Genomic DNA, 16,531 nt, shown 5'->3' on the forward strand with positions numbered 1-16,531 from the left:
GTTCGGATCGGGGAGTTAGATGGCCGACATCATAACGCCAAAGCCCCGAAATCCGAGGGGCTGATCAGCTTTCCGCTTGGTATTGCTGCGGAGAGAGCCCCGTCAGCGCGGTGAATTTGGAGTCGATGCTCACGAGTTGGCGACGCCAGCTCGTCAGGGATAGCTCCAGCGCTTGAATTCCGGGAGTGCGCTCTAGGGCTCTTTGGTCAAGGTCGATGAAAGCGAGGATGCGCTCTCTGGCGCGAAGAAGTTTTTCGATTTGAACAGGGTCTTGCATGAGGGTAGTGCGTTCCTTCGTGGGGAAACTCCATTTGATGGAGATGAGGTAGGCATGAAACGGGCCAAAAGTTCGTTCCGTACTTGAGGCCCAGCTCATGCCCAGTGGCATGGACCATTGAGGGGATGCCAGTCAGGATTGCTGAACGTGGTGCCGCGCGAGATCCCGCTGCTGCCGTACATGCTCGAGCAACTCCGGGCAGACTAAACGCCAGATCGGTGCAACGGCATGACCGGCAGTACAGGCGAGTCCGGTGTCCTCGAATCGGCCGGTGGCCAGGAGCTGCTGTGCCAGGTCTTCGTCGACATCCCAGTTGACGCAGAATTCATCCGTTTTCAACAGGGCATCCGGAATGTTCACAGAGAGTGTGCAGTAGGGAAGGCTTTCCTCATCCCAGACCTGGAGTGCGATGCCGAAATTCTTGTAGAGGTGCGCGGTGAAGGTGAACTCTGCCATCAGTCGAACACCTCTTCAGGTTTCCCGTGGATGATGGGAAGGGCGCTGCCTTCCATCCTGACGGCGGACATCGCCTCGTCCTCATAGCCCCAGATATTGGACTTGTCGGACTGTCGCTGAAAACCGAGCCAGAACACGGGGATCTGGCGGCCGTGTTGGATGTAGTCACGCATCGCTTCAACCAGACTCCGCATGGTTCCGCCGTGGGTAAAACCGTGCCAGCCGTTCCCGAATGTTGCAGGGTGGGTGTAAACCCGGGCTTTGGAGTAGTGGTCGTGAAACCACACTTTGCCGCGCTGGTCGAGCTCCAGTCGGGCAGTGGTGTTGGTCGTATCATCGAAGAAAAAGCGCCGGCCGTGCCGGGCGATGACTTGGATCAGCTGGTTGGCGTGCTCCAGACGTTCTTGCTTGCTCACCTAGTTTCCTCCTTGGGGATAGGGCAGCTGGAGCCGATATCCTCTCGCAGGACTTGGTGTGCCAACAGCATCCAGTGGCGGATAGGCTATGCCTCTTGCCGGCGGGTTCAAGTGAAGTGGAAGGGCTGGAGTTCATCACCTGGGATGAAGGCGATCGACAAAGGCGAGATAGATAGAGAGGGCCGCAGAAAAAGGAAAACCTACCCCTGGCGGGGTAGGTTTAGAGGCATCACAACTTCACCCTGATGGTGCCGGTCCCGAGGGAACTGCACCCAGGAAACCTAGCGCAACAGCCAGGGGCGAGCAGCTTAAGGTCAGCCCTGAGGAGCAAACACCGTTTTCTCTTTATTGGATTCAAAAGAGATGCAGGCGAGGTTCCGCTTAGGGATCGAATCACCCGGCTTGTGGTTCAGTGCAGCGAGTCGTTCAGCGTTGCAAGCCTGAGCGAGTGCAGCATCTTCTGCAGCCTTCTCCACTTTTTGGGAGTGAACTGCATAGATCACGAGGCCGATGAGGGCGATCAGGAAAAGGTTTTTCATGAGGAGTCTCCATTCCGAGCAAAGGACGATGAATCCCAGGGCTCGGTTGCCAGGGATCTAAGGCAGATTCCTGGCGCGCGGCCAAAGAATCAGCCGCGAGGGGACTGGCAGTCAGCAGGTTGCATGACTGCGCGTGGTTGTGGTGCCTGGGTGGATCTATCATCAGATTTGCAGAATTCTGCCAACCGAGTGATCCGCTCAAACCCCCTTGAATGCAAGGGCGTAGGAGCGGTGCCTAAAAGCAATTTCAGGCAGTAAACGAGGCGAATTTATCAAGGGTCGGCGAACAGATCAACGTGATTTGCTTGCAAAAGGCCACTACTCGGCCACCTTTCCGAATCAGCCGAGGCTTCTGGCACAATCTGCACCGAGGAATGATGCCGACTCTAGGCAATCAAGCCACCAACAAGGAGTTCAGAACATGGTCGCCATCACCGCGCTGAAGAAGGACGATGTCCTTTACGATGTCGTCTCGCAGAAGGCCGGCAATACCACTCTCCGCCGGCAGGCGGTCTACAGGGTTCTCGTTACCGAGGTGGCTGAAGATCATTCCTATGTCATGGCCCGCTGGAACGGAAACGCGGAGCGAAAGTACCGCGAGGGCCAGGTTAAGAAGTGGCGACGCACCGCTCCCAAGAAGGACTGAGTCAGGCCAAGCCTGAATCTGCAAGCAGCCTGGCCTGCTCCTCTGGCAACGTGCCCTTCTTCAGCTTTTGCTGTTGCCGGTAGAGCCAGGCTCCCACCTTCTCACCGGAAGAGGCTTGGTAGGTAGAGGGCATTGAGCCATGTTCGGCCACGTACGCCGTGGCTAGGGTGAAATGCTTTTCCCAGGCTGCTGCAATCGGGTCCATCTTAAAGCCCAGATCAATCAATGCCTTTGCCCGCGGATCTTCGGGCCGGGATTTCAACCTGGTGCGTTGGTTCGAACACCACGAGCCGAGTTTGTAGCCGGCCGCGGTCACATAAGTGGTCGGAACGTCGCAATGGCCATGAGTGGACTGGAACAGACGGAGTTGCATCAGGCCGTCTTCGAACGCGGCTGACTCCATGTTGAACACGAACCCGAGGCGCTCAAGCCTGGATACGCGGTTCAACTCCAGCTTTCCGGCTTGATAGCGCTGGCGCTGGTAACTCACCCAGGTGCCTAGCGCAAACCCACCGGGGCTCTCGTATTCCAGAGGCGGGCTGGGACTCAACGTGTCCTCAAAGTATTCAAGGAGGGCTTCAAAACCATCCTCCCAGGATGATTCAGCTACAGCCTGCAGGCTGACTCCCACCCCTTCGAGCCGCCGCTTTCTTGCCAAAGTGATTCGGCGCGTTCTCTGGTTCCTCAACCAGTCGGCTAGCTTGATGCCCCGAGATCCCTCTACGGTTTCCGGGACGTTGCTGTGTCCATTCTGCTCGATGAAGGCCTGCAGGGCCTTGAAGTTCTCTTCCCAGAGGTCTTCGTTGACATCAAAAGCGAATCCTTCAGACCGGAGCTGCTCCTCGCGACTATCGGAGAGCCTGCCAGCGCGGTAGGCCTTTCGCTGTTCGCTGCACCAGGTCCCGAGGTTGCGCCCGGTCCCAGTGACGTGGCCGGCTGGGACGTTTGCATGGCCCTGATTCCTCTTGTACTGCCTCAGTTCCTGGAATGCTTCGGCCCAAGACGTGGCGTGTGGATCGAAATCGAATCCGATCGCTTCGAGTTGAACGCGCCGGTCATCTGCCAGAACTCCTTGAGCGTGTAGGGTCCGCTGCTGGGCGCACCAGAGCCCAAGACGGGAGCCATTGGCTGTCACGTACCGCTTAGGCACGGCGCAATGCCCAAACTCCTCCAGATACCGTTGCAGATGACCGAATGAGGTTTCCCAAGACACTGTGAGGCGGTCAACCAGTTGGTGCTGGATGAACTCCTTCACCGCCTCGAGCAGTTCGGCCGGGGCGTGCACCTCCAGCTTGTCGAGCAGGGAGCTGACTGGAGTAATTCCCCACGAATCGGGATCAACCCGCCGGCGGATCTGCACCAGTTCGTCCTTTATCCGGTCATCCAGCTCGGCCACCGTCGAGAGCACTCTCCAGATGTGCTTCATCGAAGATCGCGCAAGGGCCTGTTGGACGGTTTCTCCGTGCCCAAGCTTCAAGCGGACAGGGAGCAGAACATACCCTTTCAGTTTTCCAGGGGCACGACGCAAGGCCCGGCCGAGGGCCTGGACGATATCGGTTGAAGACTCCTTCGGATCGAGGAAGCCGACCATATCAACGACCGGTGCATCGGTCCCTTCGGAAAGGCAACGGGCATTCGAGACGACGCCCATGTCGCATTCTATGAACTGCCTCAAGATCAGGTGACGTTCGCTACCGGCCATCCTGCCGTCGACGTGCCAACCCTGAATACCGGGGGCGAGTCGATCTCCCACCTTGTTCAAGGTGTCACTGAACAGGCGCGACTGTGAAATGAAATTGTGGAACGTGAAGGCCTTGCGGGCTCCGACTTGCTGCATCGCCCTGACCAGTTCTACGGCATGGATTGTAGCGTTGGCCCCTGCCCAGTCTTCCTCCACAACTTCGTACGCATCGCGTAGCTTGGGCCCTGAGTCCCCCACAACGGTGATGATCACCTGGAAATCGCAAATGATCCCGCGGGCGATCGCTTCCTGCATCGAAAGGTGGTAGGCCACCGGGCCGTACACCTCTTCGTTGCACATCGAGTAGACCTCGAAGCCTGCTCGCGCGGTTTCCGGCAGATGCTTTGGCGTCGCGGTGAGGAACAGTCGTTTTCCAATTTTCAGGGTCGAATGGTCATGGAGCGCGAAGGTGAAGCCAGCGTCGACGTAGCCGGCGGTCCTATGCGCCTCATCGAAAATTCCCAGGTCGAAGAGAAACCCGACCGGTAGGCCTGCGGCGAGGGTGGGAACTGAGTGATAGGTGCAGAAGACATAAAGCGGGCCGGTCGACCGCCGCTCGATAAACGTCCCAATAGCCAATGGATCTGTCGTGACCTCTACCGGCAGGTCCACGATGCCCACATCCTCATCCTCACTCTCCGCAACGGATGGGTCGCTGCAGACGCATAGGATGCGATCCAAAGGGAGTTGACCAAGGCTGATCCAGGCGGCCAGTGTCTGGCTGATCAGCGAAAGCGAAGGCAGGAGTACCAGGACACAATCAGCAGCAGTCGCGAACGCCACTGCTTGGCCCAAGCGGGTCTTGCCCGTGCCGCATGCCATGTGAACCTGGGCACGGTTCCCCCGTTGGAATACCTGCAAGGTGCCGTTGAGGCCTTCGTGCTGATGCTCAGCAAGGGAATTGAGATCGAAATGCATGGGAGAGTGTCGGTTACGTGGCCAACAAACTTCCGATTATACGAAACGGAGAGGTACTCGGGGGCTTTGAGCCGGTTGAAGGGGAGTGGGGCCGGTAGCGCCCCACTGGGTTTGCGCGGTGTGAGGCGTTCAGGCTTGCCCGATGCTATTCAGCAGAAGGCATCACACCTTGTCGCGGTGCGCTGCCTTAAGGCGGTCCAGATCGGCGTACATATGGTCGAATGCCCTCAACTCATGCTTCCAGAATCCACGTTCATCACAATCAGGTTGATGGCTTTCTGGTTCCAGCTCAATCAGGCGCTCGAACGCTGCACGCCAGCTTTGTCGGTGACTGAGCAGATTGTCGGGGATCAGCAGGACACCGTTCTTTACTTGGGCCGCCAGGTAGAGAGAATGCCGCCCCTCGGGCAGCACTTGGCGACCATAGTCCGTCAGGTGGCAGAAAGAGGCCACCGGGCCGCGGCCGCACTTCGCAACCGGTTCAACGCCTTGAACTGCGTCCGTCGAGATCTCGGCCAGCTGGTGCTGGAGCTGACGGAGCGAGCCGCGGAGCTCATCGATGGTCATTTCCATGCCGCCACACTGCAAGCGTAGATCTTGGTTCTCCTGCTCCAACCCCACCCGTACAGCGTCTTCAGGGAGGCAGTACATGGTACGAACCTCCAGGCCCTCTGCGCGCGCCTTCTCAGCGTCTTCAGTAGTGCAATCTTCCCAAAGCGGGTTGTGCATCTCTCGACACTGGTGAATTGGGGTAGTGGTCGGGGAGCCCAGGAGCGCCAGCAGTTCGGCTTCCCGACGTTGCCAGGCAGCCCGATCGCTGTCGTAGTTAAAGTCAGCCTGGGAGACCTTGAGTTCCAATGCGCGAACGAGTTGTGCCGCATGTTCATAGCGGATGAAGGCGCCTTCACCAGACAAGCGAGCAGTTTCACTTTCTTCGCAAAATTGGTCGAAGCGTGGGAGTGTGGCCAGATCGTAGGAGGCGTCTTCAGCAACCAGGTCCTGGGGGCGCTCCGCGAAAATCATCAGGTGCTCCAGGGCACGATTGAACTCGTGGTCGACGTCGGCTTCCTCGCACTGAGTGGCAGAGTTGAACCATTCCTGGAGCATTTCCTGCATCTCTGCTCGAACCCGAGCAGACCAAGCGCGGGAATCAGCACCAAGCCGGTTGGGAGTAGTCTGGGAGGGAATGTAGGTGTTCACGCCTCGGTCTCCATGGCCTGATCGATGTCTTCCTGGGTAAGAACGTGCTCCTGGACGTTCTCGACAAGACCGAAGTCGGGACGGCAATGCAGGCGCGCCCAAGCTTTGATCGGTTCAAGCAGAGCCTTCAGCTCGGCTTTCGCTTCATCAGAAGGCTCCGGGTAGTCCTCCACCCATTCGCCGCAGTCACTTCCCTCTGCCTCTTCTTGCATGTGAATGAGGACGTCATCGACGTCGGGGACGTAGTCTGCAGGATCGGGATACTGCATTTCGCCGCGGAAGACGGTGGAACCCACCAGCAGGTGGTCGTTGCGCTTGAGGACTTCGGCCAGGGTTTCGTTGTGCCAGGCCTCTCCATTGTTGCTCCAGATGACTTTCCCATCGCGGGGATCGCGGTAGGTCTGGGTCGGAAGGGCTTCGGTTGCCATGAGGGCTTGTTCGGTCATATCCATTCAACTCCGCAAATTCACAAGGTCGAGCGAGTAAACCATCCGGGCTGCCAGGGCTCACTCCAAGTCAGGGCGCTGAAAATCACTCTGCAGGTTGCAGGTACTGGATCTCGTCGGAGGCCAATTCGATGAGGCGGTTTTGAAGTGCAGATGCACTGGCATTGCCCAGTTCGTCTTTGTTGAACAGCACAACGGCGTAGCCCTGTTCACGAAGCATGGAGATGGTCTGCTGGGAGGTATGGAGCACCTCGGCGACGCAGATGCTGACCGATTTGCTGTCGACGACGGCCGGAGTGTCCCCGGTCAGGCCACCATTGCCGATCATGGTGTTGATGGAATCGCTGATCTGGCGACCGAGTTCGCTCTCGGTGACGCTCGGGCTACCTGGTTTGCCATCGTTCACGTCCACGCTGCCATGGATGGTTGCTACGAAGTGCAGTTGGCGGACGCCTTTCTCGTCAGCCACCAGGTCCATGGAGGGTTCAACCACCTTGCTGGCGCTGGGCTCGAGAAGGGAGTCATCAAGGAGCGACTGGATCTGGCCATTTACCCAGGACCAGTAGCCGCTGGTGGTGTCGTCTGCTACGACGGCGTTGCGCCAGTCTTCACGGGTGAACGTCGGGTGTTGGCCGCCGCCGGCGGGGCTGTATTTCTGCTCGAGCTGATCGGCGGACAGGTGGATGTCTTGGTCGGTGGTGTTGCGCAGTTGCATGATGAAAACCTCATTCGTGGTTGATGAGGCATATCGTCAGCGGGTGAGGGATGTGGCAGAAGCGACGGAGGGTAAGATTTTCGTTACCCCTGTTTCGGATTGAAGCTGGCAGGTAAAGAAAAAATCGGCATACTCCCCAGAACTAAAGATTTTCTTGGCCGAGTGAAGAAAAACTTGGGAACCAGGGTGGAAATGTAAGGAATTCCAGGATGCAGGCAGCAGGATACGCACTTCTTCACGAGCGGCTGGCGCTCTCGGCTGTACCACTAAGTCTTCCAGCCATTGTACAGCCTGTGACTCGTCTTGAGCGCATCGGCCAAACCCTGGCCGTACCGCCTGCCATCGCACCAGCCCCGGAGGACATACTGGGGAATGTGCTGTTTGCCCTAAAGCATGAGGGCATCAACCTTTCGATTCTCGCACAAACGCTCCCGCGGATTCCGGTTGAAGAGTTTGAGCGGGCGCTACAGGCCGCACCCAACGGGATCTATATCAGAAAGGCCAGCTTCTTGAGAGAAGCCTTCACCGGCGAGCAACTGGCCCAGCATTCCCCCGTCCGCGGGCCCTTCGTCCACTTGTTCGATCCGGAGCGCTACATCACAAGGCCGGGCAATCGGAACTCGAAGTGGCGAGTTGAATTCAATGGCCTTGGCGATCTCACCTACTGCGCCACCGTGGAGCGGACGCCTGCCATAACCGAGCTGCTCGAGCACGATATTCTTGGCCGCGCGAAAGCTTTCATGGAGTCTCTTCCGCCGGGAATGATGGATCGCGCCATCAACTGGGCCTACCTGAGCGAGACGAAGGACAGTTTCGCGATCGAGCGTGAGGCTCCAACGGAAGACAAGTCACGGCGCTTTATCCAACTGCTGCGCCAGGCCCATGAGCGCCAACCGCTGACTGAGGAATACCTGGTTGGGCTCCAAAACGCGACAGTCGCAAATCCTTACGATCTTGCCGCTGCCTTCCGGCATGAACAGAACCACCTCGCTGGCGCTCTTCAAGGTGCTGCAGGGGTGACATATGTGCCGCCGCCACCTGAGCTCTGCAGGGAACTGATGGAGAGCCTGATGGGGTTTGCCAACGAGGCCCCCATGCAGATCGATCCACTTGTTGCCGCGGGAATCATCTCCTTCGGTTTCGTATTCCTGCATCCATTCATGGACGGCAATGGCCGGCTTTCTCGTTTCCTCATCCACCAAGCGCTTTGCCGTGCCGGCGCGCTGGAGAATGGTCTACTGCTGCCTGTGTCCGTGGCCATGAAGCGAGAAGAGCGCATGTACCTGGAAGCGCTACAGACGTTCTCGCGCCCGGTACGAGACTTCTGGGATGTGCAGTGGATCGACTATGGCCAACTAGCCTTCCAGTTCCGCGGGCACCCGGCGGTATACCGCTTCTGGGATGCTACGCCTTGCGTGACCTTCACTATGGTAATGGCCAGACATGCATTGGAGGTTGAGCTAAGGGAGGAAACTGCGTTCTTGGAGTGCTTTGACGCTGTCTATAGGGCCGTAGACGAGCGATTTGATGTTCGCGGCAGTGAGTTGGCACAGCTGGTAATGATGTGCCTGACCAACCAGGGGATCGTTTCGAAAAACCGGCGAAAGCAGTTCCAGTACACGGTGCCTGAGGAGGTGTTCGAGTTCATCGAGCAGGTCGCCCAGCAGGTACTGGGCGACCAACGCAACGAGGGCAGCGTTGGGGAAGGCGAGTAGGGTTAACCCTTCCGGAGACCATGCTCCGGGTGCCGGCTGCATTTGCAATTGTCCATGTAGAGCTTCACTGCGTCTTCGTTGGACATTTCGGCTGGCGCTTTCTGCAGGGTCTTGTCCTTCAGGATGCAGAGGCAACCACTTTCGAAGTAGTCGCGCATCTGTGCGTCATTCTCATCCCATGCCGTGATGTAAACGCCAGCCAGCTTCACCAGGTAGGTCAACTGCCGGTTAGCTGATCCTGCACGGCCAGCATGAGCCTCCGCCGGTTCATCTCCACGGCGAGGAGTGATGGTGGCCAGCGAGTATTCGAAGGTGTTGTCGCAGCGGCTCAGGAAGTCGTAAGCCTCTTCCGGAGCGTCTTCACTCACTTTGCGCTTCAATTCGCGCACCTCCCGCAAGGCTTGCTCCATCGCGGAGTGCGCTTGCAGGGCCTCATCGTCGACCAGCGCCAGCCAATCGCCGGCACGGGGTTTGGCCAGTGCCTCCGACAGCACCTTGGCTGCATGCGTGGAAACGGTGCTGACGAGACGGACAACTTCGTGGAATTCCATTTGATGATCCTGATCTAGTAGTTCGGACAAGTCATATCGTCAGGCTACCAGAGGTGTGCCAGCATCCCTGCGGCGACGATAGACCTTCTTTTTCGGGTCAGGTATCGACCACCCCCCAGGGATCAGCGCGCGAAGGTCATAGCCCATCATGAAGAGCCCTGCTTCGAAGGCATGGCACCGGTGAGCCAGGGAACTGTCCTCACCTTTGAACAAGGTAGTCCGCTCGAGCACGGCTCGCATGATCCAGCCCAGGATCAGCTGGCGCTGCGCCCAAATGTGAGGGCTTTGGTAGAGGAGCTGGGGAGTCCCGTTGTAACCGCGCCCGAGCATTGCGGGATTGCGGATCTGTCGAATCCTGTCAGATTCTGGATCGTCGAGCCCCGGTCCCCAGCCGAACATCCGGTGCGAAGCCTGGCCGGCGGCCCGAGCCTCTGACGAACCCCTATACAGGTGGTAGAGCATAGCGATCGCCGCCCCGACTCTTCCGTCATAGATGGGGGAACCATCCGTATCCAAAAGCGCATGGACTTTAGTCAGGCCCGAGTTGAATCTGCTGAACCGTTGTTTGGTGAGATCTGAAAGCTTCTGAGTGCCTGCAGGGCTCAAAAGGGGTTGCCGGTCGGTCAGGTACTTGACCAATTGGCCATTCTGGCTGAGTTCCAGGAGAAAGCCCTTCGAAGACGGCACATTCCCCCAATCGAGAATGGCGGCACAGGCGCTGAACGTATCGTCCTGGTCTTCGGCCTGTACTGCCGATCTGAGGTCTTCCCGAAGAGCATCCAGCCGGACTTTGACTGTTGCCCATTTGCCCTTCCATTGGTATTGGCCCTGTACGGCTTCGATGCCTTGAACTTGCACATCTAGCCCCCTGGGAACGAACTGACTGGGAAGGCACTTGAGGTGTACTTGGAGAGTGGGTAGGTGGTTGGTCAGCCAGCGGACAAATTGTTCGACATCTGGCTGGGCGAGGAAGTGTTCCCTTTCCATGATGGCTCCTGAGGGATGGAGCCATCGAGGATACGACCACCACTACCTAACTGCGAGTGGCTAACGTACGCCGGCGGCAATGAAAGATGTCATGGCTGGGTAAGCCTGGCTTCAAGTACATCGGCCGCGACCAACATCGCCGTCTTGGCATCCCCCATATTCCGATGGGCCAAGCTGCCGAGGGCCAGGTGGAGAGGTCTGCCTTTGAAGTCTGCCGGCGTGCGATTCTGGATTGCGTCGGCGGCCAGGACCATGACGGTCTGACAGTCGCCGATGCTTTTCCTGGCCAACCGGCGTAGCTCGTCGGTCAATGGCCGACCGTTGAACTCTTCCATCATGCTCAACTCCTTCCTGCAGTCTGCCGCTACTTGAAATCTTCGCGGTAAGGTTGTTTTTGGGTCGGGAAGGGAAGGCCCTTCTTCTTAAGCCGGGAGCGAACTGCCTGAGCCTTCTTGGTGGCCTTCTCCCGGCTCTCCGCCGGGATCTGGTACACCTCGCTGAATTCGTAGTCAGAATCCTCTGGCCTTCCACCTGTGGTCCAACTACCAACAGGGAAGCGGGCAACAGTCCAGAGCCTGGTTTCCATGTGAGTCTCCTTGTGATTTTTTGTTTTGACAGCGGATTGGAACGCTGCGCCCATGATCTTGCTGGTCGAACGGTGCCACAACCATCGTTCTTAGTAGAACTCGACCTTCCCGTCAGCGCTCCGGCGCTCTCCAGAATGAGTCTCTCGATGCCAACCTTCGGGCCTGGTCTCGTAGTCATCCCAGTCCTCTAGGGCGCAGAGGGTAGCCATCAGGTCGGAATAGCACCAACGCCTTGAATAGCTCGTTACGGTGACGTCGGCCACGATGGCGTAGGTGAACATGAACTTGATAACGCCGGCGACGCGCCCGCAAGGGAATCTCTTGGTGTCCAAGAAGTAGCCGCTGGCCTTCATGTCGGCCAGTTCGTCATCACTGGGTGGCGGCAGGCTGGTCGGGTGGCTTCCCAGGACAGTTTTCTGTTGAGGGCGCATGATGCAGCTGATCCTTGCTCAAAGCTCGAGGGCGCGGCGCGCATTCTGAAGGCTGCACCCCGTCTAAGCACGGAAAGCCTTGATAGCGTCAATCACCTTTCCGTTGGCGATAAGCGCCTTGCACTGTTCCATCAGGCTTTTGGGAACGCTGATCCCTGCATAGGTGGTTTCGTTGATCATCGTTAGACCTCTGTTCTGGTAGGTAGCCATGTCGAATTTGTACTGCCGGCCAGACTGTGCCACCAGGTACGAGGATCAGAAGCTCGCCAGTACGCTGCGAGCTCGAGGCTCATCAGCACCTGTGCGGCGCATGTAGGCATGCAGCGCGCGCTCATGGCCTTCCTCGGCAACCAGGCGTTTCGCCAGCCGCCGCGCGAGTGGCTCCGTCGCCGCGGTGCGCAGGTCAGCAAGCCAGGGGCGCTTGTCCCAGCTGGCAGCGTATCCAGAATGCGCATCGATGATGGTCAAGGCTGCAGCTTCGATTGCCTGGCTGTCATCAGCAACGAATGCTTGGCTTGCAGCCTGAATCCAGCCTTCAGGCAAGGCAGGTACTGTGGCGCGCTGAGTCTCGGCCGTCTTGAGTGCGACCGCCAGGGCCGCTTTGAGATTGAGGTTCGCATCCATGAGTTCAGTTTCCAAAATGGAGATCAGAGGGCTTCTGCGTCTGCCACTGCTTTGCACTTACGTGCGGCAGGGGCGAGGACCTTCTCGATGATGCGGCCAGAACCATCCTGCCAGTCCCTGAAATTCAGGTCAGGGTCCAGACGAGCCAGAATCTTGGCCGCCGCGGTACAAGCCTTTACCACCTTGTCGTAGTCCGAGGCTTTCACACACTCCAGGTCTTCTTGTCCCGGCCGGAACACTTTAAGGCGCGCGGCACGCCGAGAGCTGGTTTCTCCTTCACGCTCCGTGACTACACGGCAGCGCCGGGCAGCATCAGCGAGTGCCCGCTCAATGCTGTATCCGGTGGTGCCTTCCTCCCAATCCTTGAATGCCAGGGTGGGATCGATTCTCTTAAACGCCGCGACCGCATCTGCGCAGGCCTTCACGTTGAAATCGAAATTGTCGGAGGGAACACAAACCAATTCTGCCGAGCCTGCACTCACCTCAATCCGGCGCGCTTTCTCTACTTTCCGAGCCATCAATTAATCCTCGGTATCCGTCCATGTGGATGCCAGTTCATCGTCCTGGGCATCAAGGGCTTCTTCGTCAGCGTCGATTTCCGAAGGATTGTCGTCCATCCGGTCAAGCGACAGATCATCATCGTCAACGAGCATTGAGGGCCTCTACGATTTACCGAGCCGACTGGGCATGCTTTAACGCTTCGATTTCAACGAGGCGCTCGGCTTCCTGGTACTCAGAGCCACTACTGGCATATTCCGCGCAGATGCGGGCCAAATCTCTGAACTTGCCGCTCTCAGGGAGGCAGCCAAGCTGTCGCCAGTGCAGCACCTCGCCGGCGAGAACTGCGAGATTGATGTGCGCTACACCCTGTGCGCGCTTCTTCGACTCAGCTTTCAAGGCTGTCTGCAACTCGTCGACGATCGCATGGTTGTCCAGCAAGGTGAATTGCCGGCCAACGTATGCCTTGATGATGTCCTCGGAACTGGGCATCTGGCCCTTGTTGATGTTCACGTTGCACCGGCCAGCAATCTGGGCGGTACCGTTGAAGAACACGACTTTGGCGATCACGTCGTCGCCCTGGTAGTCCTCTGCCAGGGTTCCATAGGCGAAGCGGTGGCCATCCAGGGGTGCCTGTACCGAATGGAAAATGCTGATGTGCATGTTTTGTCTCCGAATGCTGGGTTTGGCCAGGCCGGTTCTAGACCTAGACCGGATTACTTTTGGCTGCGTGCCAGCAGGCGCAGCATGGCCGCCGGCACATTGGGTTTCTTGGCGACATGAGCCGGAGTCACGCTCATCCCACCTTTGCTGTCGCAGGGTTGCCGATCATTGCGGCGTACCATCATGGCGGGTACGGTCAGCCCTTGCTTTGCCACGGCAGCGCCCACAACCAGCTTGCCTTCGTTGCAGCTGATCTGCAGGTCATTCCCATTTTCGTCACGGACAATGATCGAGGCGCCCATCGACATCGCGGCCTCAAAGCGCATGGCACCATTGACCAGGTCGTAGCCGAGATTGGCCAGTTGTTCTACAGGGGAAGTCAGGGTGTTCATGGAGATCTCCACAGCGCGTATTTGGTTGATGAAGCGATCTTTACAGTGATGAGAGTGTGCCGCCACCCCTACCCTGAGAAATATCGAGCCTGCCAGACAACTGCTTATCGCCTTGAATGGCCTGCTCTCCAGGGCAGTGTTTCGACGTGGTCAGAGCTGAGTCACCCGTTATATTGAGGTCGATCCCCAAATTCGGTCAGGAAAGGCAATGGTCAAGATCTTTGTGGACGCCCGGGAAGTCCCTTCACGTATTCCCGATGCCCTGCGCGAGATGGGCGCAGAGGTTGAAATCGTGAACCTGGAGGTTGGGGACTACGTCCTGAGCGCCGATCTAGTGCTGGAGCGGAAAACCGCCATAGACTTCTGCATGAGCGTTACCGATGGCAGATTCATCAACCAATCCAGCAAGATGATGATGAATTTCAAGCGCCGAATCTGGCTGATTGAAGGCGACGTCTATTCCACCAGGGCCCAGATTCATCCTGACGCACTGGATGGAGCACTGAGTTACCTGGCAGTCGTGCTCCAACAGACAGTGCTCTGGTACAAGGCCCCCAGGCGTGCGGCCGGAATGATCTACCGGCTAGCCAAGCACGAGCAGGAAGGACTCGACTACGTGCCTGCCACTCGCAAAGGTAAGGTGCCCGCCGGCGTTGGCCAGTCTTTATTCACCTTGGAGGGTTTGAATGGTTGTGGCCCAGTTGCCGCGCGCAAACTCCTCGAGCACTTCCGTTCCGTACATGCGGTGATCAATGCGTCGGTGGAGCAGCTGTGCGCGGTGAAGGGGATAGGTCCGAAGAAGGCTCAGGCTATCTACGACGGGATTCACTTCCAAGTTTCGGAAGGCATGTCTGTTGAAGAGCAGCCCAGTCTCTTTGCTGATCCGCCGGCATCAGATCCGTTGGTTTGAATCCTAGTAACGGCGAAGAAAGCCCCTGCAAAGCAGGGGCTTTTTGCTGGCGTAGGTCTTTGCACTTGAGACCAGTGTCCTAGTCTTGCCCGTACTCGAAGTACACCGCATGGAAGGCGTGGTGAGAGGCGGCTTCTGCAGCAATACCAGCAGCGGTGAGAGCTGAAGCCAGGATCTGACTATCAGCCCTGTTGCCCACCTGGATCGACCAGCGACGCCCAGGCTCCTGGGGTTTGATCTGGACAACTTGGACTCCGAGGAAGAAAGCGGCTTGCATCAGCGGGCCGGCCTGGCTGGCATCTAGGGGCGATGTGCGCAGTATCTCCGCTGCTTTCTGAACCTGCAGAGGCTGCACAACCCCGTCAAAGTCCACCGAGGTGTCGAGCGGAACATTGTAGTGCTCCAGAGGGACACAGCCTGCCCATGACGACTCAAATACGTCCGGAACCTCGGGACCGAACTGATTCCAAACGATGGCCAGGCAGTATCCGTGAATAGGGTCTGCGACGCGGAAAGCTTGGGATTCACCGGCCGGTTGATCAGCAGCCCCGATCGCGGAAGGGGACTGCCCAGGTAAGGATATTGACCAGAGCCCATCATGGTCGCAGTGAGTCGAAAGTCGGAGACGCAGTACCTCAGGCCAAATTGTGGCGATGTCGGTGAGGGGACTGAACTCCTGATCCCGATATCGGATTGTGCCTTCCCAATAGTCGAAGGGTGCCCAGCTGCCAGAGGACTCGTCGAAGCCTCCCATTGCCAGGGCCACGTACAGGTTGAGCAGATTGCCTTGAAGATCCAGCGTTTTCATGTGGTGTGTTCCATGGCAGAAGATGCTGCCATAGTCACGGCCCAGAGGGAGTGCCACTATCCCTGCTCTTGATATTTGGAGTGAAATTGAGGCCTCGGAGCCCTATTGGCAGTTTCGCATGCGAAATTTGAAAGGGAGCATGGCTTCATAACGCAAAGGCCCCTCAATTTTGAGGGGCCTTTTACTAAGCGGTCGCCGAGAATTACTGCTGGCGCTTTGAGGTCGCTGCCTTCGCGCTATCGTAGCCGTCAACATAATCTTCGTACTGGGAACTGCCGATGCGCAGTTTGCGGAGTGCGCTCTGCTCAAGCGGAACTCCGCAGTGGTAGGCCTGGCGGCCTGCTTCGAAAGCGATCGACTTCTCCTGCTTGGCGGCCATAGGTCAGTCCTGGATTTCTACTTCGACATTGAACCCGGGCAGATCGGGTTGCGCGTCATCCAAGGCTGCCACTACGTGGTCATGAAACTGTTGCTCAGTCATGTCCATGTCAGCGAGTTCGTCGGCGGTGAGGGATACCTTCACGATCATTTTCTATTCCATCCAATGGTTGAGTTGATGGGTCTATCCTACTGGAGCTGTCGCGTGCCACCAGTAGCTGCCGGAATGTGTCTAACCACGATCCTTGGTGGCATGGTCCACCAGAAACTCCAGCCATAGCCCGTCGTTGTTGTCGTCGAGAACAAGCGGGAAGTGCTCCGGGTTTTCCGCGTGGGACTTGCGGTATTCCGAGGCGAAGGACTCCAGGTCCTTCTTCATCTCTTCGATGAATTCGTCGAGGCTCTGTGCCATATATTGGGCCCTGATTGCATGAAATGAACTGTCACCAGTATGGGGCTGGCTATCGGGGGAGGATTGGAGAGCAGCCTGCTGACACCTGCCAGCGCTCTCTGCCGCCGCTGCGAGGGCGCATCTTGCGCTATCCCAGCCTCATCCCTGGGGCCGTGTCCGCGGACGGTGCTACTGGGTTCCGGTCAGGCCGCTCTCCGATCCTCCCTATTCCAACCATACCG

25 protein-coding genes are annotated in these 16,531 nt (G+C 57.9%); 3 read left to right on the forward strand and 22 right to left on the reverse strand.

Translation table 11 applies throughout. The features are described 5' to 3' along the window. Nucleotides 1-64 precede the first annotated feature (64 nt). From LT948_RS16145 to LT948_RS16160, 4 genes are all read right to left on the reverse strand, one after another. Nucleotides 65-277, reverse strand: coding sequence for a hypothetical protein (locus tag LT948_RS16145; protein ID WP_043313046.1), 213 nt, complete (start codon nt 275-277; stop codon nt 65-67). A gap of 132 nt (nt 278-409) precedes the next feature. Continuing rightward, entirely contained in the window at nt 410-733 is a 324-nt protein-coding gene (locus tag LT948_RS16150) for a hypothetical protein (protein WP_043313044.1), read from the reverse strand. Beyond that, entirely contained in the window at nt 733-1,149 is a 417-nt protein-coding gene (locus LT948_RS16155) for a hypothetical protein (protein WP_023111049.1), read from the reverse strand. The genes LT948_RS16150 and LT948_RS16155 overlap by 1 nt, the downstream gene beginning before the upstream one ends. A 314-nt stretch (nt 1,150-1,463) precedes the next feature. Next, on the reverse strand, nt 1,464-1,688 hold the full coding sequence (locus LT948_RS16160; RefSeq protein ID WP_044060656.1) for a hypothetical protein: 225 nt from the start codon (nt 1,686-1,688) through the stop codon (nt 1,464-1,466). A gap of 421 nt (nt 1,689-2,109) precedes the next feature. Here LT948_RS16160 and LT948_RS16165 point away from each other — a divergent pair, with 421 nt between their 5' ends. After that, entirely contained in the window at nt 2,110-2,334 is a 225-nt protein-coding gene (locus LT948_RS16165; RefSeq protein ID WP_052267637.1) for a hypothetical protein, read from the forward strand. Nucleotide 2,335: 1 nt separating this feature from the next. On the opposite strand, the gene LT948_RS16170 is transcribed toward LT948_RS16165, so the two are convergent. The 4 genes from LT948_RS16170 to LT948_RS16185 all read right to left on the reverse strand — a co-directional run bounded on the left by LT948_RS16170 (nt 2,336) and on the right by LT948_RS16185 (nt 7,354). After that, nucleotides 2,336-4,993: a DEAD/DEAH box helicase gene (locus tag LT948_RS16170; RefSeq protein ID WP_043313038.1), complete on the reverse strand. Its 2,658-nt coding sequence runs from the start codon at nt 4,991-4,993 to the stop codon at nt 2,336-2,338. 162 nt (nt 4,994-5,155) lie between these two features. Beyond that, nucleotides 5,156-6,193 carry a hypothetical protein gene (locus tag LT948_RS16175; RefSeq protein WP_223218633.1) on the reverse strand — a complete coding sequence of 346 codons (1,038 nt, stop codon included), beginning with the start codon at nt 6,191-6,193 and terminating at the stop codon, nt 5,156-5,158. Continuing rightward, nucleotides 6,190-6,639, reverse strand: a complete 450-nt coding sequence (locus LT948_RS16180) for a hypothetical protein (RefSeq protein ID WP_043313118.1) — start codon at nt 6,637-6,639, stop codon at nt 6,190-6,192. Before LT948_RS16180 ends, LT948_RS16175 begins: the two co-directional genes overlap by 4 nt. An 85-nt stretch (nt 6,640-6,724) precedes the next feature. Then, nucleotides 6,725-7,354, reverse strand: coding sequence for a hypothetical protein (locus tag LT948_RS16185; RefSeq protein ID WP_043313037.1), 630 nt, complete (start codon nt 7,352-7,354; stop codon nt 6,725-6,727). A gap of 209 nt (nt 7,355-7,563) precedes the next feature. Between LT948_RS16185 and LT948_RS16190 the strand changes: the two genes are divergently transcribed. Then, complete coding sequence (locus LT948_RS16190) at nt 7,564-9,069, forward strand: Fic family protein (RefSeq protein WP_044060657.1); 1,506 nt, start codon at nt 7,564-7,566, stop codon at nt 9,067-9,069. 2 nt (nt 9,070-9,071) lie between these two features. Here LT948_RS16190 and LT948_RS16195 read toward each other — a convergent pair whose 3' ends face one another. From LT948_RS16195 to LT948_RS16235, 10 genes are all read right to left on the reverse strand, one after another. After that, nucleotides 9,072-9,620, reverse strand: coding sequence for a hypothetical protein (locus LT948_RS16195; protein WP_044060658.1), 549 nt, complete (start codon nt 9,618-9,620; stop codon nt 9,072-9,074). Nucleotides 9,621-9,659: 39 nt separating this feature from the next. Beyond that, nucleotides 9,660-10,607: a hypothetical protein gene (locus LT948_RS16200; RefSeq protein ID WP_044060659.1), complete on the reverse strand. Its 948-nt coding sequence runs from the start codon at nt 10,605-10,607 to the stop codon at nt 9,660-9,662. A gap of 89 nt (nt 10,608-10,696) precedes the next feature. After that, on the reverse strand, nt 10,697-10,945 hold the full coding sequence (locus LT948_RS16205; RefSeq protein ID WP_043313032.1) for a hypothetical protein: 249 nt from the start codon (nt 10,943-10,945) through the stop codon (nt 10,697-10,699). A gap of 26 nt (nt 10,946-10,971) precedes the next feature. After that, nucleotides 10,972-11,193, reverse strand: a complete 222-nt coding sequence (locus tag LT948_RS16210) for a hypothetical protein (RefSeq protein WP_043313031.1) — start codon at nt 11,191-11,193, stop codon at nt 10,972-10,974. Between the two features lie 90 nt (nt 11,194-11,283). Beyond that, nucleotides 11,284-11,625 (reverse strand): hypothetical protein, encoded by a 342-nt coding sequence (locus LT948_RS16215; RefSeq protein WP_010792816.1) that lies wholly within the window; start codon nt 11,623-11,625, stop codon nt 11,284-11,286. Nucleotides 11,626-11,880: 255 nt separating this feature from the next. Then, complete coding sequence (locus LT948_RS16220) at nt 11,881-12,249, reverse strand: hypothetical protein (RefSeq protein WP_010792818.1); 369 nt, start codon at nt 12,247-12,249, stop codon at nt 11,881-11,883. A gap of 23 nt (nt 12,250-12,272) precedes the next feature. Further along, nucleotides 12,273-12,767 carry a hypothetical protein gene (locus LT948_RS16225; RefSeq protein WP_010792819.1) on the reverse strand — a complete coding sequence of 165 codons (495 nt, stop codon included), beginning with the start codon at nt 12,765-12,767 and terminating at the stop codon, nt 12,273-12,275. A gap of 3 nt (nt 12,768-12,770) precedes the next feature. Then, the gene (locus LT948_RS33160; protein WP_010792820.1) at nt 12,771-12,902 is read right to left on the reverse strand and encodes a hypothetical protein; all 132 of its coding nucleotides are present in this window, start codon (nt 12,900-12,902) and stop codon (nt 12,771-12,773) included. A 16-nt stretch (nt 12,903-12,918) separates the two neighbouring features. Continuing rightward, nucleotides 12,919-13,410 (reverse strand): hypothetical protein, encoded by a 492-nt coding sequence (locus tag LT948_RS16230; RefSeq protein WP_010792821.1) that lies wholly within the window; start codon nt 13,408-13,410, stop codon nt 12,919-12,921. 53 nt (nt 13,411-13,463) lie between these two features. After that, complete coding sequence (locus LT948_RS16235; RefSeq protein ID WP_010792822.1) at nt 13,464-13,802, reverse strand: hypothetical protein; 339 nt, start codon at nt 13,800-13,802, stop codon at nt 13,464-13,466. A gap of 208 nt (nt 13,803-14,010) precedes the next feature. On the opposite strand from LT948_RS16235, the gene LT948_RS16240 reads away from it, so the two are divergent. Continuing rightward, on the forward strand, nt 14,011-14,712 hold the full coding sequence (locus tag LT948_RS16240) for an ERCC4 domain-containing protein (protein WP_010792823.1): 702 nt from the start codon (nt 14,011-14,013) through the stop codon (nt 14,710-14,712). A 79-nt stretch (nt 14,713-14,791) separates the two neighbouring features. On the opposite strand, the gene LT948_RS16245 is transcribed toward LT948_RS16240, so the two are convergent. The 4 genes from LT948_RS16245 to LT948_RS16260 all read right to left on the reverse strand — a co-directional run bounded on the left by LT948_RS16245 (nt 14,792) and on the right by LT948_RS16260 (nt 16,310). Beyond that, nucleotides 14,792-15,520, reverse strand: a complete 729-nt coding sequence (locus LT948_RS16245) for a hypothetical protein (RefSeq protein WP_042931293.1) — start codon at nt 15,518-15,520, stop codon at nt 14,792-14,794. Nucleotides 15,521-15,722: 202 nt separating this feature from the next. Beyond that, the gene (locus LT948_RS16250) at nt 15,723-15,899 is read right to left on the reverse strand and encodes a hypothetical protein (protein ID WP_010792825.1); all 177 of its coding nucleotides are present in this window, start codon (nt 15,897-15,899) and stop codon (nt 15,723-15,725) included. A gap of 3 nt (nt 15,900-15,902) precedes the next feature. Then, nucleotides 15,903-16,049 carry a hypothetical protein gene (locus tag LT948_RS16255; RefSeq protein ID WP_010792826.1) on the reverse strand — a complete coding sequence of 49 codons (147 nt, stop codon included), beginning with the start codon at nt 16,047-16,049 and terminating at the stop codon, nt 15,903-15,905. A gap of 81 nt (nt 16,050-16,130) precedes the next feature. Beyond that, nucleotides 16,131-16,310, reverse strand: a complete 180-nt coding sequence (locus tag LT948_RS16260; RefSeq protein ID WP_010792827.1) for a hypothetical protein — start codon at nt 16,308-16,310, stop codon at nt 16,131-16,133. Nucleotides 16,311-16,531: the final 221 nt, after the last annotated feature.

This window comes from Pseudomonas sp. CP-1, assembly GCF_021213715.1.
In the GTDB taxonomy this organism is placed as follows: domain Bacteria; phylum Pseudomonadota; class Gammaproteobacteria; order Pseudomonadales; family Pseudomonadaceae; genus Pseudomonas; species Pseudomonas aeruginosa.

What these genes read in the sequence shown, in the direction of transcription:
- LT948_RS16240 (WP_010792823.1), top strand. Translation starts at nt 14,011, where the DNA reads ATGGTCAAGATCTTTGTGGACGCCCGGGAAGTCCCTTCACGTATTCCC.
- LT948_RS33160 (WP_010792820.1), bottom strand. Translation starts at nt 12,902, where the DNA reads ATGCTCGTTGACGATGATGATCTGTCGCTTGACCGGATGGACGACAAT.
- LT948_RS16170 (WP_043313038.1), bottom strand. Translation starts at nt 4,993, where the DNA reads ATGCATTTCGATCTCAATTCCCTTGCTGAGCATCAGCACGAAGGCCTC.
- LT948_RS16235 (WP_010792822.1), bottom strand. Translation starts at nt 13,802, where the DNA reads ATGAACACCCTGACTTCCCCTGTAGAACAACTGGCCAATCTCGGCTAC.
- LT948_RS16230 (WP_010792821.1), bottom strand. Translation starts at nt 13,410, where the DNA reads ATGCACATCAGCATTTTCCATTCGGTACAGGCACCCCTGGATGGCCAC.
- LT948_RS16210 (WP_043313031.1), bottom strand. Translation starts at nt 11,193, where the DNA reads ATGGAAACCAGGCTCTGGACTGTTGCCCGCTTCCCTGTTGGTAGTTGG.
- LT948_RS16260 (WP_010792827.1), bottom strand. Translation starts at nt 16,310, where the DNA reads ATGGCACAGAGCCTCGACGAATTCATCGAAGAGATGAAGAAGGACCTG.
- LT948_RS16165 (WP_052267637.1), top strand. Translation starts at nt 2,110, where the DNA reads ATGGTCGCCATCACCGCGCTGAAGAAGGACGATGTCCTTTACGATGTC.
- LT948_RS16145 (WP_043313046.1), bottom strand. Translation starts at nt 277, where the DNA reads ATGCAAGACCCTGTTCAAATCGAAAAACTTCTTCGCGCCAGAGAGCGC.
- LT948_RS16150 (WP_043313044.1), bottom strand. Translation starts at nt 733, where the DNA reads ATGGCAGAGTTCACCTTCACCGCGCACCTCTACAAGAATTTCGGCATC.
- LT948_RS16250 (WP_010792825.1), bottom strand. Translation starts at nt 15,899, where the DNA reads ATGGCCGCCAAGCAGGAGAAGTCGATCGCTTTCGAAGCAGGCCGCCAG.
- LT948_RS16205 (WP_043313032.1), bottom strand. Translation starts at nt 10,945, where the DNA reads ATGATGGAAGAGTTCAACGGTCGGCCATTGACCGACGAGCTACGCCGG.
- LT948_RS16225 (WP_010792819.1), bottom strand. Translation starts at nt 12,767, where the DNA reads ATGGCTCGGAAAGTAGAGAAAGCGCGCCGGATTGAGGTGAGTGCAGGC.
- LT948_RS16255 (WP_010792826.1), bottom strand. Translation starts at nt 16,049, where the DNA reads ATGATCGTGAAGGTATCCCTCACCGCCGACGAACTCGCTGACATGGAC.
- LT948_RS16195 (WP_044060658.1), bottom strand. Translation starts at nt 9,620, where the DNA reads ATGGAATTCCACGAAGTTGTCCGTCTCGTCAGCACCGTTTCCACGCAT.
- LT948_RS16185 (WP_043313037.1), bottom strand. Translation starts at nt 7,354, where the DNA reads ATGCAACTGCGCAACACCACCGACCAAGACATCCACCTGTCCGCCGAT.
- LT948_RS16245 (WP_042931293.1), bottom strand. Translation starts at nt 15,520, where the DNA reads ATGAAAACGCTGGATCTTCAAGGCAATCTGCTCAACCTGTACGTGGCC.
- LT948_RS16160 (WP_044060656.1), bottom strand. Translation starts at nt 1,688, where the DNA reads ATGAAAAACCTTTTCCTGATCGCCCTCATCGGCCTCGTGATCTATGCA.
- LT948_RS16215 (WP_010792816.1), bottom strand. Translation starts at nt 11,625, where the DNA reads ATGCGCCCTCAACAGAAAACTGTCCTGGGAAGCCACCCGACCAGCCTG.
- LT948_RS16220 (WP_010792818.1), bottom strand. Translation starts at nt 12,249, where the DNA reads ATGGATGCGAACCTCAATCTCAAAGCGGCCCTGGCGGTCGCACTCAAG.
- LT948_RS16190 (WP_044060657.1), top strand. Translation starts at nt 7,564, where the DNA reads ATGCAGGCAGCAGGATACGCACTTCTTCACGAGCGGCTGGCGCTCTCG.
- LT948_RS16180 (WP_043313118.1), bottom strand. Translation starts at nt 6,639, where the DNA reads ATGACCGAACAAGCCCTCATGGCAACCGAAGCCCTTCCGACCCAGACC.
- LT948_RS16200 (WP_044060659.1), bottom strand. Translation starts at nt 10,607, where the DNA reads ATGGAAAGGGAACACTTCCTCGCCCAGCCAGATGTCGAACAATTTGTC.